General features: G+C 63.2%; 15 protein-coding genes, 4 tRNA genes and 1 pseudogene. 14 read left to right on the top strand and 6 right to left on the bottom strand.

Going from position 1 to position 12895, the window contains the following annotated elements; genetic code table 11:
• The 8 genes and pseudogenes from ACODTJ_RS25375 to ACODTJ_RS25340 all read left to right on the top strand — a co-directional run.
• Window positions 1-73 (top strand): annotated as a pseudogene (locus tag ACODTJ_RS25375) (ATP-binding protein); the annotation flags it as partial.
• A 98-nt stretch (window positions 74-171) separates the two neighbouring features.
• Window positions 172-266, top strand: a tRNA-Ser gene (locus tag ACODTJ_RS25370).
• 39 nt (window positions 267-305) lie between these two features.
• Window positions 306-392 (top strand) — tRNA-Leu (locus ACODTJ_RS25365).
• Window positions 393-409: 17 nt separating this feature from the next.
• Window positions 410-496: transfer RNA gene (locus ACODTJ_RS25360), tRNA-Leu, on the top strand.
• A gap of 5 nt (window positions 497-501) precedes the next feature.
• Window positions 502-578 (top strand) — tRNA-Leu (locus ACODTJ_RS25355).
• Between the two features lie 337 nt (window positions 579-915).
• Window positions 916-1173, top strand: a complete 258-nt coding sequence (locus ACODTJ_RS25350) for a hypothetical protein (protein ID WP_488850663.1) — start codon at window positions 916-918, stop codon at window positions 1171-1173.
• 56 nt (window positions 1174-1229) lie between these two features.
• Window positions 1230-1421 carry a hypothetical protein gene (locus ACODTJ_RS25345; protein ID WP_488850661.1) on the top strand — a complete coding sequence of 64 codons (192 nt, stop codon included), beginning with the start codon at window positions 1230-1232 and terminating at the stop codon, window positions 1419-1421.
• A gap of 79 nt (window positions 1422-1500) precedes the next feature.
• Window positions 1501-2835, top strand: a complete 1335-nt coding sequence (locus tag ACODTJ_RS25340) for a hypothetical protein (RefSeq protein WP_488850659.1) — start codon at window positions 1501-1503, stop codon at window positions 2833-2835.
• Between the two features lie 20 nt (window positions 2836-2855).
• Here the strand turns inward: ACODTJ_RS25340 and ACODTJ_RS25335 are convergent, their stop codons facing one another.
• Window positions 2856-3146 carry a hypothetical protein gene (locus ACODTJ_RS25335; RefSeq protein WP_488850657.1) on the bottom strand — a complete coding sequence of 97 codons (291 nt, stop codon included), beginning with the start codon at window positions 3144-3146 and terminating at the stop codon, window positions 2856-2858.
• Between the two features lie 14 nt (window positions 3147-3160).
• A complete protein-coding gene (locus ACODTJ_RS25330; protein ID WP_488850655.1) occupies window positions 3161-3394 on the bottom strand; it encodes a hypothetical protein in 234 nt (77 codons plus the stop codon).
• 136 nt (window positions 3395-3530) lie between these two features.
• Here ACODTJ_RS25330 and ACODTJ_RS25325 point away from each other — a divergent pair, with 136 nt between their 5' ends.
• A complete protein-coding gene (locus ACODTJ_RS25325) occupies window positions 3531-4700 on the top strand; it encodes a hypothetical protein (protein WP_488850654.1) in 1170 nt (389 codons plus the stop codon).
• Window positions 4701-4703: 3 nt separating this feature from the next.
• On the opposite strand, the gene ligD is transcribed toward ACODTJ_RS25325, so the two are convergent.
• The 3 genes from ligD to ACODTJ_RS25310 are packed head-to-tail and all read right to left on the bottom strand — an operon-like array spanning window position 4704 to window position 6503.
• Complete coding sequence (gene ligD, locus ACODTJ_RS25320; RefSeq protein WP_488850652.1) at window positions 4704-5726, bottom strand: non-homologous end-joining DNA ligase; 1023 nt, start codon at window positions 5724-5726, stop codon at window positions 4704-4706.
• 48 nt (window positions 5727-5774) lie between these two features.
• Window positions 5775-6209 carry a hypothetical protein gene (locus ACODTJ_RS25315; RefSeq protein WP_488850650.1) on the bottom strand — a complete coding sequence of 145 codons (435 nt, stop codon included), beginning with the start codon at window positions 6207-6209 and terminating at the stop codon, window positions 5775-5777.
• Window positions 6210-6224: 15 nt separating this feature from the next.
• Entirely contained in the window at window positions 6225-6503 is a 279-nt protein-coding gene (locus ACODTJ_RS25310) for a hypothetical protein (RefSeq protein WP_488850648.1), read from the bottom strand.
• Window positions 6504-6665: 162 nt separating this feature from the next.
• On the opposite strand from ACODTJ_RS25310, the gene ACODTJ_RS25305 reads away from it, so the two are divergent.
• From ACODTJ_RS25305 to ACODTJ_RS25295, 3 genes are read left to right on the top strand one after another with little or no spacing between them, the layout of a single operon-like run.
• Complete coding sequence (locus ACODTJ_RS25305) at window positions 6666-6956, top strand: hypothetical protein (RefSeq protein WP_488850646.1); 291 nt, start codon at window positions 6666-6668, stop codon at window positions 6954-6956.
• Window positions 6953-8872, top strand: a complete 1920-nt coding sequence (locus tag ACODTJ_RS25300) for an AAA family ATPase (protein ID WP_488850644.1) — start codon at window positions 6953-6955, stop codon at window positions 8870-8872. Before ACODTJ_RS25305 ends, ACODTJ_RS25300 begins: the two co-directional genes overlap by 4 nt.
• A complete protein-coding gene (locus ACODTJ_RS25295; RefSeq protein ID WP_488850642.1) occupies window positions 8803-9873 on the top strand; it encodes a metallophosphoesterase in 1071 nt (356 codons plus the stop codon). The genes ACODTJ_RS25300 and ACODTJ_RS25295 overlap by 70 nt, the downstream gene beginning before the upstream one ends.
• On the opposite strand, the gene ACODTJ_RS25290 is transcribed toward ACODTJ_RS25295, so the two are convergent.
• Window positions 9870-10283: a hypothetical protein gene (locus tag ACODTJ_RS25290; RefSeq protein WP_488850640.1), complete on the bottom strand. Its 414-nt coding sequence runs from the start codon at window positions 10281-10283 to the stop codon at window positions 9870-9872. The genes ACODTJ_RS25295 and ACODTJ_RS25290 overlap by 4 nt on opposite strands.
• A gap of 183 nt (window positions 10284-10466) precedes the next feature.
• Between ACODTJ_RS25290 and ACODTJ_RS25285 the strand changes: the two genes are divergently transcribed.
• Window positions 10467-11285 carry a hypothetical protein gene (locus ACODTJ_RS25285; RefSeq protein WP_488850639.1) on the top strand — a complete coding sequence of 273 codons (819 nt, stop codon included), beginning with the start codon at window positions 10467-10469 and terminating at the stop codon, window positions 11283-11285.
• 291 nt (window positions 11286-11576) lie between these two features.
• A complete protein-coding gene (locus tag ACODTJ_RS25280) occupies window positions 11577-12824 on the top strand; it encodes a hypothetical protein (RefSeq protein WP_488850637.1) in 1248 nt (415 codons plus the stop codon).
• The last annotated feature ends 71 nt before the right edge of the window (window positions 12825-12895 follow it).

Here is a 12895-nt window from a genome sequence, read left to right as displayed (position 1 = left end):
CGAAAAGCGCCGCTCCGGCCTTCTGCAGAAGGCCGGAGCGGCGCTTGAGCCCAACGAAACGTCGAGCCAGTGAAGGGGGTCAATTCCTGATGTCGGCAAAGGGGTCAATTCCTCGTGTCGCTTGACACGGTCGAGCCATTGGCTCCCACCAGGCGGGCGGAGAGAAGGTACGGACAGGTGGCTGAGTGGCTGAAGGCGGTGGCTTCGAACCCCACCGAGGGGCTGAATAGGCTCCTCCGCGAGTTCAAATCTCGCCCTGTCCGCCAACGATGACCGGCGAGCTGCGGGCTCGCTGAGGTGCAAATGCGGACGTGGCGAAACCGGTAGACGCAGCGCGTTGAGGGCGCGCGATCGAAAGATCCCTGGGAGTTCGAGCCTCCCCGTCCGTACCACCTTCTTTCTCCTCTTCGCGGGCATGGCGAAACTGGTAGAACGCGCCGGATTCAAAATCTGGTGGCTTCAAGCCGTGCAGGTTCGAGTCCTGCTGCCCGCACCACCAATGCGCTCGTGGCGAAAATGGTAGACGCGCCCGCTTCAGGAGCGGATTTTTGCCAGTTCGACTCTGGCCGAGCGCACCAACTTGGGGCTCAGAGAACGTCTCAGCAGCCAGGAGCCGCAGGAGTCAATTCCGGCCGCCCCGACTAGCGACGAAACGAATGGCTTCGCCGATCCCACTCGCATTTCCGGATTTCAAGGAATGCCGATACATTCCTTACACCATTCCTCCGTCCGGCGCGCTGGGTTCGCGAAGGAGAGACGATGAAGCCGGTATCTGGCAAGGCGTCAAGAACTCGGACCAGGGGCCATCTTCGCCTCGTGTCAGGTCCAGCACGACCGCATCCGCGGCGCGTGCCGGCGCAGCCGAGCCCGTATGCGCATCTCGCAGTGGGCTGCGATGCGGCCGAGGAGGCCGCTTTGGCGCAGCTCGCTCACGACATCGAGGCAGCAACCGTTCGCTACGCGATTGCAACGGGATCTGACGGCAAGTCGCCCGCCCGCGTCATGGCAGTGATCTCGACAAGCTTGCTGGAGGCATCCGTGGCCTATGCGCAGGAACTCGGGAATGTGGGAGGGCCCCGCTTCGACGCCGTGAGAATGGCCCGGGCCGCGCGCGTGGTGGCCGATGATATGCTGGCCGAAGAGGACGTACCTGGGCCGGCCTTCCGTCGATAGGCATTCACGCGAGCGCGTGATCGAAGTAATGTGGCGCACGTCCACGAGTGCGTCACATGGTCCTTGATTTCGAATCGATCATCGCCGACCCAGCCACTGCCTACGCGGGCGGGGAGATTGGCGCGAACGCAGCCATGCTGCTGCTTGAAGTTGATCATCCAGACGAGCTTGCTCGCATCCTTGAAGAAGCGGGCTTGACCGCTCCCGAGGCTGAGGAAGAGGCGGTCGCATCGTTCTTGCGGCTCTAGCGGCGCGAGCCCTCGGTCTTTGTGCCTTTCATCGGGCGCTCTTAGCAAAATTGGGAGATCCAATTTTGCAGGACGACCTATGCGCCAGGTTTGGAAAGCCCCCGACCAGAAAATTGATGGTCAGACCCGCTGCCGCGGCATCAACGAGCACGAGAACCTCCGTGTCATGCTCAACGATGCCGATAAGGCGATCGAGGCGCTGGTCGGCGGCCCGGACGAAATCTATGCCGACAGGCTGGCCCTGACCATTGTCGACTGTGAGAACTCGCTCTTCGGCGAGAAGCGCAACGCCGACCGCTACCTGGCAGATTATCGCCGGCATGCCGACCCGGTGGTGATGAAGGTTCGCGAGATCGATCGCCTGCCGTCGCGCCGCCTCCTCGCAACGGCGGAGCTGTCGAGCCGCGGAAATCTCACCGTTCTTCTTACCCCTCAAGCGGTCGGCCGCGACGGCGAGCTGACGCGCGCCCGTGAGTGGAAGAAGTCCCTTTTCGACGGCATCGGCGGCCGATATCATCGCGAGCCGAATGAGCTGCTCTTCATTCGCAACGCCGGCATGCTCTTCGCGAGCAACAGCCTGGATGGCAAGAGCTTCGGTTTCGACGGGCTGAGCGAAGCAGGCAAGAATGCTTTCCGCCTCGTCGCGGATCTGGTGAACACGGCCTATTGGCACCGCATGAATGGCCTCGAACATTTCGATATGGCCGTCGATATGCATATCGCGTTGCTGCGAGACGAGAAGCATACCGCGCTCGGCCTGGAGATGATCGATGATCTGGCCGAACATCGAATCCATCTGGTCAGCCGAGTCGATCGGCTGGAAGAGCAGACCGGCTATTCTGCGGACGTGTTCCTGGAAGCCATGCGGGTCGCTGCCTCCGAGCAGGTGAACGGCAAGCCCCATGCCGAGGACGATCTGCACTCGAAGCTTTCGCGCGAACTGCGCACGAAGACCGGCGTCGGCTCTGACCTCACGCCGGGCGCGGTCCGCGAGATCCTCGATCTTCTGAACACGGCGATCGCGTATCGCATCTGCAGGATGCCAAAGGCGCCGGTGGAACTGGCAACGGTGGCTGCCCCGACGTCGACGCCTGTTCCTCCCGAGGCGAAACAGCTGCCCGATCGTCCGCTTGCAGATCCGGACCGCACCCGCTTCCGGCAGCGTCCGGAAATCTTCCGGGCGCCGCCATACGGGCAGCTGCGGGGCGCGGAGTGGCCGGAGCATCTCTCGCCCGAATTCGGCGTCAACAGCACGCACGCATTCGTCGAGAAGCTGAACGAGCTGCGCCAGTACGAAGGGCGCCTGCCGGTTCCGCAGGGCAGCTACCCGTCGTCGCCCCGGATGCTCTCTGCCTTCGTCAAGGAGGCGCGCACCATCGTCCGTCGTCAGAACGAGATGCGTCCCGGAATGTAATTGCCGAAGCCGGCGCGGCCTTACTGCTCCGCGTCGGCACCGCTCGGGGCCGCCCCGGAGCCACGACTACGAAACAGACCGACGGCCTTCTCGATGAAACTGAGCGCTTCTTCCTCGGGCATCCATCCGGCGTCGAAGGGGCCAGTCCCATAGGGCTCTTCGTGACGCCAGGTTGAACCGGGCGCTTCCTCGATTTCCAGAGCCCAATGCATGCCGCGCGCCCTGAAATAGTAGGGCAGCCCGTCGACCGTTCCTTCGGACTGGACCGGGCAGTTGCCTCCGATCCAGGTGATCTCGACACCGTCGACCATCCTTCTTGTCTCCTCTACGTCGCCGCCGGCGCAGGGACCTGCCGGACGTAGATCAGCCCCGGTGCGATGACGGTCTCGCCGTGGGCGATCTGGTCCATATCCATCGTGCCATCTCGGTCGATGATAGCGACGCGGTCGAAATCGTAGCGCACCGTGTCGGCCTCGATCCACTCCGGGATCGGCTTTTCGTAGAATGTCCCGATGCTCGGCCCGTGTTTCACGCGCGGCTCGATCGAACTCTCGGACATGGCGAGCGACTCCATTGCTGCGAGCCCTATGGTCGCCTCGACGAAGGTTCGCGTCCATCGATCCTTCAGGCACGCGCAACGAGTCCATTGTTCCATGCATGGTCTCGAAGGATGGTCGTCTCACAAGGAGATCACCATGCCGTTCCAGCTGACCACCGGCGACATCGAAACCGAGATCGATATCCGCAAGGGCGCGAGCCTTAGCGCGGCGGTCGGCCAGGCGCTCGACAACGAGGCGGTTCGAGAGCTGATCGGCCGGACCGTCGACAAATATGCACGTGACGTGTTCGACAACGACGGCGATCCCTCCAACGACTGGCTGGAGAAGTGCGCCCAGGCCTTCATCCTCGGCGGCCGTGACGCCGTTGAGGATCACATTCGCGCAAGCTGCGAGCATCCGAGCGCCGTCGACCATGCCGCGGCAGAAGCGCGGGGCGACTCGACGATCGAGGAACTCGTCGACGGCCTGGTCGATGGCTTGCGTGGTGTTCGTCGCGAGAAGTCCTCGTCCATCCGCGATGCGATCTGGGCCCGGATGGATGAGGTCCTGGAAGAGGAGCTCGCCGCGAAGGATACTTCAACCCCGCTCGACGCGATCGGCGAGAACGATCACGTCCGGCTCACCTACGTCCCCGGGATGAATGGGTTGTCGCCCGAAGACGTGATGATCAAGGCCATCGATCGCGTCTGCAGCGTGGAGACCGTCATCCTGGATGAGCGGCTCATTCCGCTCTTCGTCATGGCCAACATGGACCGCGACGCCTTCGTCAACTTTGTCCGAGAGGACAAGGGGATCGATCTGACCCAGGCCAGCTTCGATGAAAGCTGGGCCGATTACCGGCGCGCGGAAGAGGAGGCCCGTGCCGCCTCCTGGCGTGACGCGACCTGGGCGACCGACCCGGATAAGCCGGAGCTGGTTTCGAAGGAAGATCTGTTCCTCATTCTCGGCGAGAGCTCCTATGGCGGCGTGCCGTCGCTCACGATCTCCGTTCCGCTCAAGCAGTTCATCGAACGAGACTGGAGCCTTCCGCTCATCATCGAGCCGGCGACCATTCGCGACAGCGGAAAGACGAGATCGGTTGCCGGCCAGCTCGGCCTTCATGATTTCGTCTGGGGCTCCGGATACACCATCACCAACTCGAACCCGATCACAATCCCGGCGGATTCGCTGAAAGACTGGTGTGTCTCGGAGAAGACCGGGCACGGCTTCGACAAAGTCTACGACATGGTGGGCTGGGCGTATCGCGCCGGCTTCAAGGACGGCGAGCCTGCCCCCGAAGCTGAGCTTCAGGCTCCGACACCCTGATCCTTACGCGGAGAGATCGGCGATATCGGCCTCTCCGCGCCCAGCCTCCAACAGCCGCTTAAACGAGGCATGCCGGAGCTTTCCTCCTTCACCCGTCATGCCCAGGAACGAGATTTCGGCGATCACTTCCGGCCTAACCCATGTCGCCTTTCCACTCTCGACTTGAGTGACCGCCTCTGACTGCCTCAGCGGCCGCAAGCGCTGAAGGATCGCGCCGGCCGACCGCTCAGAGAATCCGGTTCCGACGGTGCCGACATAGCGCACCTCATCCCCTTCGCGTGCGGCGAGATAGAGACGCGCCAGGCCGCCCAACGACGATCGGGACGACTTGTACCCGATCACGAGGAAGTTGGCGGTCTGGAAGCATTTGATCTTCCGCCAGTCACCGCCGCGCCCCGAGCGATAGGGGGACCGGGCACGCTTCGCGATGATGCCCTCCAACTTCATTTCGCAGGCAGCAGCCAGAAACGCGGCGCCATCGGCCTCGACGGTTTCGCTCATCCGGAGATGAGGATCTTCCCCGATAATGTCCGCAAGTGCCGCACGCCGCTCCACAAGAGGGAGACGACGCAGATCCATGCCGTCGCGATAGAGCAGATCGAAGCCGTAGAAGAGCACCTCTCCACTTGAGCGCCGGCGGGCAGCGCTCTGCAGCGCCGCGAAATCCGAGACCCCATGATCGTTCAGGACGACGGCTTCTCCGTCCATGATGAAGGTCTCAGCGGGAACGTTACCGGCGGCCGCGAGAATTCCGGGGAATCGGTCAGTCCAGTCGTATCCGCCGCGGGTTCTGAGTACGAGCCGACCATCCGGGTGTCGCTCGATAAAGAGCCGGTACCCATCCCACTTGACCTCGAATAGCCAGTCGGGGCCGGAGGGCGGCTGCAGGGCGGTCTTCGCCAGGCAGGCGGAAATCGGAGCAGGGAAGGGATCATCGAGCAAATCCGGCCCGGGCGCGCGCGCCACGACGCGGGAGCGCGAGACATCGCCGCCTGGGCCGGATCGCAGGATGGAACGCTTACGCACGACGCTGCTCCACAACGCCGATTCAACGGCGCTGCCGGCTTCCCGTTCCTACGCGCGAAGCGAAAGCGAGTGTGTGGGCAGATATTCTGGCAACGCGCTCTTCAGCAGTGACGCCAACCGCTCGACCAGCTCGGGATCATCCGGTGCATCGCGAAGGTCGCCTTCACGGAAAGGGCGGATATCGACGCCGCGCCAATTCCCTCGCATTTCGGCGGAGGCAAAACGGCGGATGAACGGCAAGCGGGCCCGCGGCCCGGCGTAATCCCAGAACCGGTCGCCTTGGAGTACAGCTGCGTGATCGGCGATACCGTTCGCGCGCGCCAAGACGACAAGGTCGCCGCCAATGACGTCCTGGAGGGCAAGCGCGAAGGCGAGGCAGCCGCCATCGAAGGGGCCGCAGTCGGCTGCGGTGAGCAATTCGGCCGCGATATGGTCCGCGATCGGTCGAATTGCGCCGCGCCACTCTGCGAGCGTCATGGTCATGGCGCAGCCGAGAGATCAGCTCGCGAGCGCGTAGGAACGTTCGGTCAGCAGCGAATTGGGGACGGTGGCGACCGGGCTCGACTGACGCAGGAGTTGAACCAGCTCGGCGTCGACGGCCGAATAGGAGAACGGCAGATCGGCGGGAGCGATGAAGACCTGCCACTCGGCGTTGTCGGTCGGCTCAGAAAGCTGCGCCTCCATGCGGGTGACGGCTTCTTCCGGCCGCGCCGCGGCGATATCGCCCTGGATCCAGCCGCAGTCCGCGTTGAAAACGATGAACCTGCTGTTCTTCATGGGGAGACGCCTTGATCACGATTCGATGCATCAATCGTGAGGCTCATCCCTGAAAGCAACAACGCGCTCTTGAATGCTCATCCCCCGTTTCGATGGTCCTCGTCCTTGCGACTGTCGGCCGGCGAGCGCCATTGTTGTCCGGTAGATCGAGGACGATTCCAAATGACCACCCAACGCAGCGAAGCAGTGCGGCAGCTCGATGACCTGAAGAAGCGTCACGATGCACTCCGCACGCGCGCCATCCGAAACCAGGCTGATAAGGAGCGCGCCGAAAGCGAGCTCGCCGAGGCCGAGAAATCCGCCATCGAGCAATTCGGCACGGCCGATGTCGCTGCGCTGGTGAAGATGGCTGACGACATCCGCGCCGATAACGCCCTCAAGCTCCAGAGCTTCGGCGAGGCGATCGCGGCGGCCGAAACCAATCTCGCCGCCTTGGAAAACCAGCCCGCATGATGTCCGACCGGGCGACCCGGCTTGCCCGCGCCGGTGAGCGCCATGCTCGCCTTGAGGGGCGACAGGAGACCCTTGCCCAGCGCCGGGACGAGCTGACGCGTGATGTCGGCGCCGCCAAAGGCCGGCTGTTGATCAAGCGTGAGGTCGAGCAGTTCATCGACGAGATCCAGTCCGAGGCCGGCCGCCGGCGCATCGGTTCGTTTGAGACGCTCCTCTCGGCCCTTGTCACCGAAGTCCTTCCGGATGAGAAGCCGATTGCCCTGACGCTTTCAACCGAGCGCGGCATGCCGGCGCTCGACATCTCCTCGAGGCACCCTTCCGGCAAGCTCGAAGACGTCCTCAACGATCAGGGCGGCGCACTTACCAATGTTGTCGTCATGGGATTGCGCCTTATCGCGGTGATGAAGTCGGGGCTCGCCCGCTTCGTCGCGCTGGACGAACCTGACTGCTGGGTAGCCCCGGAACGAGTTCCGAGCTTTTTCCGCGTCCTCCAGGATGCGGCGACCCGCCTCGGGCTCCAGTGCCTGGCGGTCTCGCATCACGATCTCCAGAAATTCGATCCGTCTGGCGCCCGCATCTCTCGCATTGTCGGTGTTCCGAAAAGCGAGTCCAGCGTCCATTGCGAGGAGCCTCTCCCGATATGGGAGGATCATCAGCCGGGCATTCGCTGGATCCGCCTCATCAACGTCCAGGCATATGCCGACGCCACGCTTCATCTTTGCCCTGGTGTCAACTTCATCAACGGAAACAACAACCTCGGGAAGTCTGTTTTCATACGGGCTTTGCGGGCCGTGTTCATGGGCGAGACGAGCGACAGCCTCGTTCGGCATGACAGCCAGCTCGCCACCATCGAGATCGGACTGGCCGGCCGGCGCACGCTGCGCTTCACGCGCCAGCCGCGGCGCAACCCCATCAATCTCTGGACGCTCCTCGAAGAGGACGGATCCGTTGTGGAGGAAGCGGGCGTTCATCATGAGACCGGCGGCCGTGAAGCGCCGGGCTGGCTCTCCAGGATCTTCCCGGTCCAGCGCATCGAGAACCTGGACGTCCAGATCTCCCACCAGAAGACCCCTGTCTTCCTTCTCGGCGAGTCACCGTCGCGGCGAGCCAGCGTCCTCTCGATCGGCCAGGAATCTGATTATGCCCGCCTCATGCTGGCGGTGCACAAGGAACGCAGCCAGCGCGACCAACAGGTGGTACGCGATGGCGAGCGAGAGCTCGGGCGTGTGCTCGACATTCTCAAGGCTCTGGAGGTCCTGGGAGCGATCAAGGCTGATATCGAAATCCTGCGCGGACTGGCCACGGAGATCGCTGACGGCGAGGGAAGGCTCAGCGCGGTCGAGGAGGTTGTGACTAAGCTCACTCACCTCCGGAGCGCTCAAACCCGTCTGGAGGCCACCGGAGTGGCATTGCGGGGGCTTCCGGCGTCGGCAGATCTGGACGGGATCACTGAACGGCAAGCGCGGGTAACTGAACTCGACCGTCTTGCCACGATTATCGAGCGCGCTTCGGGGATCATCGCAAAGGCGACGCGCGAATCCAACGTGCTCGACCACATCCCAGAGCAACCGGCTTTCGAGCCGATCGATCGACAGATGCAACTGGCACGCAAGATTGCTGGACTTCTCGACGAGCTGTCATTGATCGACGCCCGCGATGCTGCGTTGGCAGAGCTTCCCGCGATGCCCGAACTGGCGCAGGAGCCCACGCACGAACGTGTTTCCCATGCCATCGATGCGGCGCGGAAGCGGCTGACTGATGCCGAGCAACAGGCCGCGGCGATCGCTTCGGAGGAGGCGGATATCCGCCGCCAGATGGAGGCGCTCTCTGCCACCCTTGGCAATCGGTGCCCGACCTGCGGCTGCGAGGTCACCGCGGAAGCGCTGCTCGATCACATCCATGGAGTTGCGGCGTGATTGTAGCCGGCCATTTGCTCTACCAGGATCCGGTTCAGGTCGAAGGCTTGATGTTCGTCGGCGATCCGCACATCACCTCTTCGCGCCCTGGGCGCCGGAAGGATCCGACCTGGCCCGACCCGGTCCTACGCAAGCTTGAACACTGCGTGGAAATCGCCAATCAGCGCGGGCTCGCCATGATCCTGCTCGGCGACCTCTTCGATGACCCCTTCGAGAAGGATGAGGCGCTGAAAACCCGCGTCTCCAGAATCCTGAAAGCTCTCAAGATCCCGCCGATCGCGAATGTCGGGAACCACGACATTGCCAACAGCAGGCTGTCCGACGGCGATAGCTTGGCCTTCCTCGCTGTCAACGACACCTTGGATGCTGTCGCGGCCTCCGGGCCGGTCTGCGTTTTCGACCTCGGCGGTGTCAAGCTCGGCCTCGGCATGACCCCGTACGGCCAGGAGATCCCGACGGACGTCACTGGCGTCTTCAGCGGGGTCAACGCTGTCCTATGGGTGACCCATCACGACATCGCTTTCGAGGAGACCTATCCGGGTGCGGTCAATCCGTTCCCGATTGAAGGGTGCAAGCTCGTCGTTAATGGCCATGTGCACACACGCAAGAAGCATGTCGTCGCCGGCGCCACGACCTGGCTGAACCCCGGCAACATCAATCGCCTCAGCATCGATGTCATCGATCACGTCCCGTGCGCCTGGACTCTTGATCGAAATTCTCGTTTCGAGCCCGTGGAGCTCCCGTTCGAGAGCGACGTCTTCGATCTGACCGGCCGCCTGGTCGATCCGACGAAGCCGAGCCCGCGCGACGAGAACATCTCCTCGGCTTTCGTCACGCTCCTGCAGGCAGAGGACGCCGTCGATACCTCGGCGAGCGCCGACGGCGGCATCATGCTGGAAGAGATCGAACAGAAGTTCGAGCGAGACAATACGCCTCCGAGCGTCCGTGCTATGGTCAGGGACCTGCTCCGCGAGGCGGTAGCCCGGAAGGCCGCGGCCTAGAGTGGACGAACCTGAGGGGCAGGGGTCAGCAGGAAGCCGATCTCATCGCAAGGGACATCGACCATCTCAAGCGGGCCGAGTCCACGCTCACCCTGGTCGATCACCGGGGCTTCGATATGCAGCTGGTCGCCCTTTTCATCGACATAGGTGAGATGCAGGCGCTGGGCCTTTCCCTCGGCGGGCGAACTAAGAGCGATCACAAAGGTGCTTCCCGAGTGATCGGAGATGAACTCCTGCGCCGCGTTACGCATCGTATCGGGATCGACGCTGTCGAGCAGCGGAAGCACGGCATAATTCTCACCGAGCTGAACGACAAAAGCGGCGCGGAACGGTCTGAAATCCTGGTTCACAAAGACGTCCGTCGCCAGCTCGATCGCGTGCCGCACCAGATCCGGTGATTGGATCGTCATGATCGCCCCTTCGTCCGAAGGGTTCGAAGGCCTGCGCTCGGATTTCGATGCGGCGACATCCTTGTCGGTCGTCCTGCATTCGGCGTCAGAACACGTTCTCCAGCTCCCTGACGACAGAATGCGCTGGCGGCGAATTCCGTTCAAGCGGCTGCGGCCCCGATTTCACAATTTGGGGCGGATAATTTGGCCGGGACGAGCTCGGCGACACCGCTAGCGGCTTGCATCGCTGACACGTATCAAAGCGGAGAGCACAGCCCTCGGGAAAAGCCGTTGCCGAACAACCCCATCATCGCCTCGGAAAGCGATCAGGCGACCGTCTGGGTTCACCAGAACGGCGAGACCGTCGCGCGCTATGGCAAGATGGGCTTCGAGGTCTACTCGCCGGAAGAGCCGCGCCGGCTCATGGGGCATGGACGAAGCATTGGGGCCGAAAGCTGGCTCTCCTTCAAGGCGAAGGTCCGCGAGGTCTTCAGTCACGACATTGATGACATGCTGACGCCCGTCCGCTTCTGGGACGAGCTTGGATTGACCCCGGGCTTCGAGACTGGGAACCCGACCTTCTTGATCGCCACTGGCGAGATAGCCCATCTGAACAATCCGTTTGAGGACGATATCTGGGGCAGGGGGCAGGTCACGCGCGAAGAAGTCGCCCGGTGCATCGAAGCAGGAATGTTCGCAACCGAGTTCGTTCCGATGGGCCTCCGAGACCGCAAGCCCGCAGGGTGGGATGCGCAGCGGATCGCCTTCTTCGTGGTCCACCCAAGCGATTGGCCAATCGACATCGAGGTCACGAGCGCTGACGGAGACTTCCAGATCGAGGATGGGTTCCATCGTCTCGGATCGAAGATCTTCGCCCGAGAACCGCTCACCAAAGCGACACTCGGGGGCTACGTCACCGGGATGGCCAAGGCATTCCCGTCGCGCGTGCCGCTCTCACCGGAAGCGGTAGAATTGGTGGACGCCATGGATGATCCCGAGATGCATCTCGGGCCGGGCATCTAACGCGAAGTCCCAGGTCGCTCCGAAAAATAATCCTTCGAGATCCGCAGGAATCGCCATTGTTATTCCTTGCGATTTGACGCCAGAAGCACGCCGCAGGCTGAAATAATCCTTCCCGTCGCGAAAAATCGCTTGACCGGCCTCTGGTGACTTTCATCGATCCACCGGAACCTCTCTCCATGCAAGGATTGATCGACTCGATCCTTGCTCTAGCCGCTGAAGGGCGGCTGGCGAACCCAACCATCTGCAACCCTGAGCCATTCGAAAACGCCAGGGGTTCGTTAGGAGAGATTCATGTCGCTCGCTGCACTCAAGCAGTCCAAGTCCGGTGGCCGCGGCGCCGGCAACGGGTATCCGAACGTCCTCGTCCTCTTCCAGGGCGCCGAGCTCGCCAACAAGGCTGGCCGCACCCCCGACAAGGACGTGCTGACCGGCCTCCTGGTCAATTCGGTCGACGACCTCGTCGCCAACTACGACGAGCACGGCATGCCGACCACCGTCGTGCAGGTCAAGGTTTCGGCCGACAAGCCCGGCAAGCAGGAAGCCAACATCAAGCACGGCGTCTACGAGATCGCCAAGGGCAAGAACAACAACGAGGCGCTGAAGGAAGGTCAGTACGTCGCCTTCGATCGCTGCAAGATCCGCGGCACCATGATCGAGGCGGAGTATGTCGATCGCCCGTTCGGCAAGCTCGGCACGTTCAATCCCGAGACCATGTACATCTACCTCAACCTCCCGATGAGCGTTCGTCCGGAGCGCGAGGTGAAGCGTGACGGCAAGGAGCCGCGCATGGTCCAGGCGGCCGTGATCAGCCACCCGGCCGACGGCAAGCTCTTCAACGACCACGACTCGTTCGTCGAGGCCGTCCGCAACGCGGTCGAGATCGGTGGCGCCGGCGGCGTCGACGTCTCGGTCTACATCCGCGGCATCGCCCGTGAAGACGGCGCGATCGTGGCCTTCTCGGCCGAGGGCATCCGTCGCTGGGATCGGGAGACCGAGGCCTACGAGACGGTCGAGAAGTTCGCCGAGCGCATGCTGACCGAGGGCAACACCAAGGACCTGCTGGCGGAGGCCCTCTCGGGCAACCCCGATCAGATCTGGGAGGCCGTCCCGCAGTCGCGCATCAACTACGGTGTCAACTCGACCCTGAGCGGCAAGGTCGCCTCGCGCCAGCAGAACGGCGCCGTCCTGACGGACGAGCAGAAGCGCAAGATCGACGACGCGGAGCGCTTCCGCATCGACACCGACGAGGGCACCGAATACGGCTGGGTCCTGTCGAACCTGCCGATGCAGCGCAAGATCGACGGCGACGACGTCGGCAAGTGGTACGGCACCGGCGTGCGTTCGCTGAGCGGCTCCCAGCCGCGCCTCGGCCGCCACGAGCTGATCACCGCCAACACCCCCGAGGACATCGCGAAGGTGTTCAAGGACAACGCCGAGAACCGCCGCGCGGCGCGCCGAGCGGCTGCTCAGGCCGACCAGGCCGAGCAGGCCCCGGAGCCCGAGACCCAGGAGGCGGGCGCCCCGGCGCCGGCGTTCTGATCGACCGGACAATCGAGAACTGGAAGGGGCGGGCATCAGCCCGCCCCTTTTTCGTCAGGCGAACGAGGTGG

It is taken from the genome of Allobosea sp. FG18 (assembly GCF_057809495.1).
The sequence above is the reverse complement of the archived record's forward strand: the minus strand, read 5'-3'. Positions and strand labels throughout refer to the sequence as shown.

What these genes read in the sequence shown, in the direction of transcription:
- ACODTJ_RS25345 (WP_488850661.1), top strand. Translation starts at nt 1,230, where the DNA reads ATGGTCCTTGATTTCGAATCGATCATCGCCGACCCAGCCACTGCCTAC.
- ACODTJ_RS25340 (WP_488850659.1), top strand. Translation starts at nt 1,501, where the DNA reads ATGCGCCAGGTTTGGAAAGCCCCCGACCAGAAAATTGATGGTCAGACC.
- ACODTJ_RS25335 (WP_488850657.1), bottom strand. Translation starts at nt 3,146, where the DNA reads ATGGTCGACGGTGTCGAGATCACCTGGATCGGAGGCAACTGCCCGGTC.
- ACODTJ_RS25330 (WP_488850655.1), bottom strand. Translation starts at nt 3,394, where the DNA reads ATGTCCGAGAGTTCGATCGAGCCGCGCGTGAAACACGGGCCGAGCATC.
- ACODTJ_RS25325 (WP_488850654.1), top strand. Translation starts at nt 3,531, where the DNA reads ATGCCGTTCCAGCTGACCACCGGCGACATCGAAACCGAGATCGATATC.
- ACODTJ_RS25315 (WP_488850650.1), bottom strand. Translation starts at nt 6,209, where the DNA reads ATGACCATGACGCTCGCAGAGTGGCGCGGCGCAATTCGACCGATCGCG.
- ACODTJ_RS25310 (WP_488850648.1), bottom strand. Translation starts at nt 6,503, where the DNA reads ATGAAGAACAGCAGGTTCATCGTTTTCAACGCGGACTGCGGCTGGATC.
- ACODTJ_RS25305 (WP_488850646.1), top strand. Translation starts at nt 6,666, where the DNA reads ATGACCACCCAACGCAGCGAAGCAGTGCGGCAGCTCGATGACCTGAAG.
- ACODTJ_RS25300 (WP_488850644.1), top strand. Translation starts at nt 6,953, where the DNA reads ATGATGTCCGACCGGGCGACCCGGCTTGCCCGCGCCGGTGAGCGCCAT.
- ACODTJ_RS25290 (WP_488850640.1), bottom strand. Translation starts at nt 10,283, where the DNA reads ATGACGATCCAATCACCGGATCTGGTGCGGCACGCGATCGAGCTGGCG.
- ACODTJ_RS25280 (WP_488850637.1), top strand. Translation starts at nt 11,577, where the DNA reads ATGTCGCTCGCTGCACTCAAGCAGTCCAAGTCCGGTGGCCGCGGCGCC.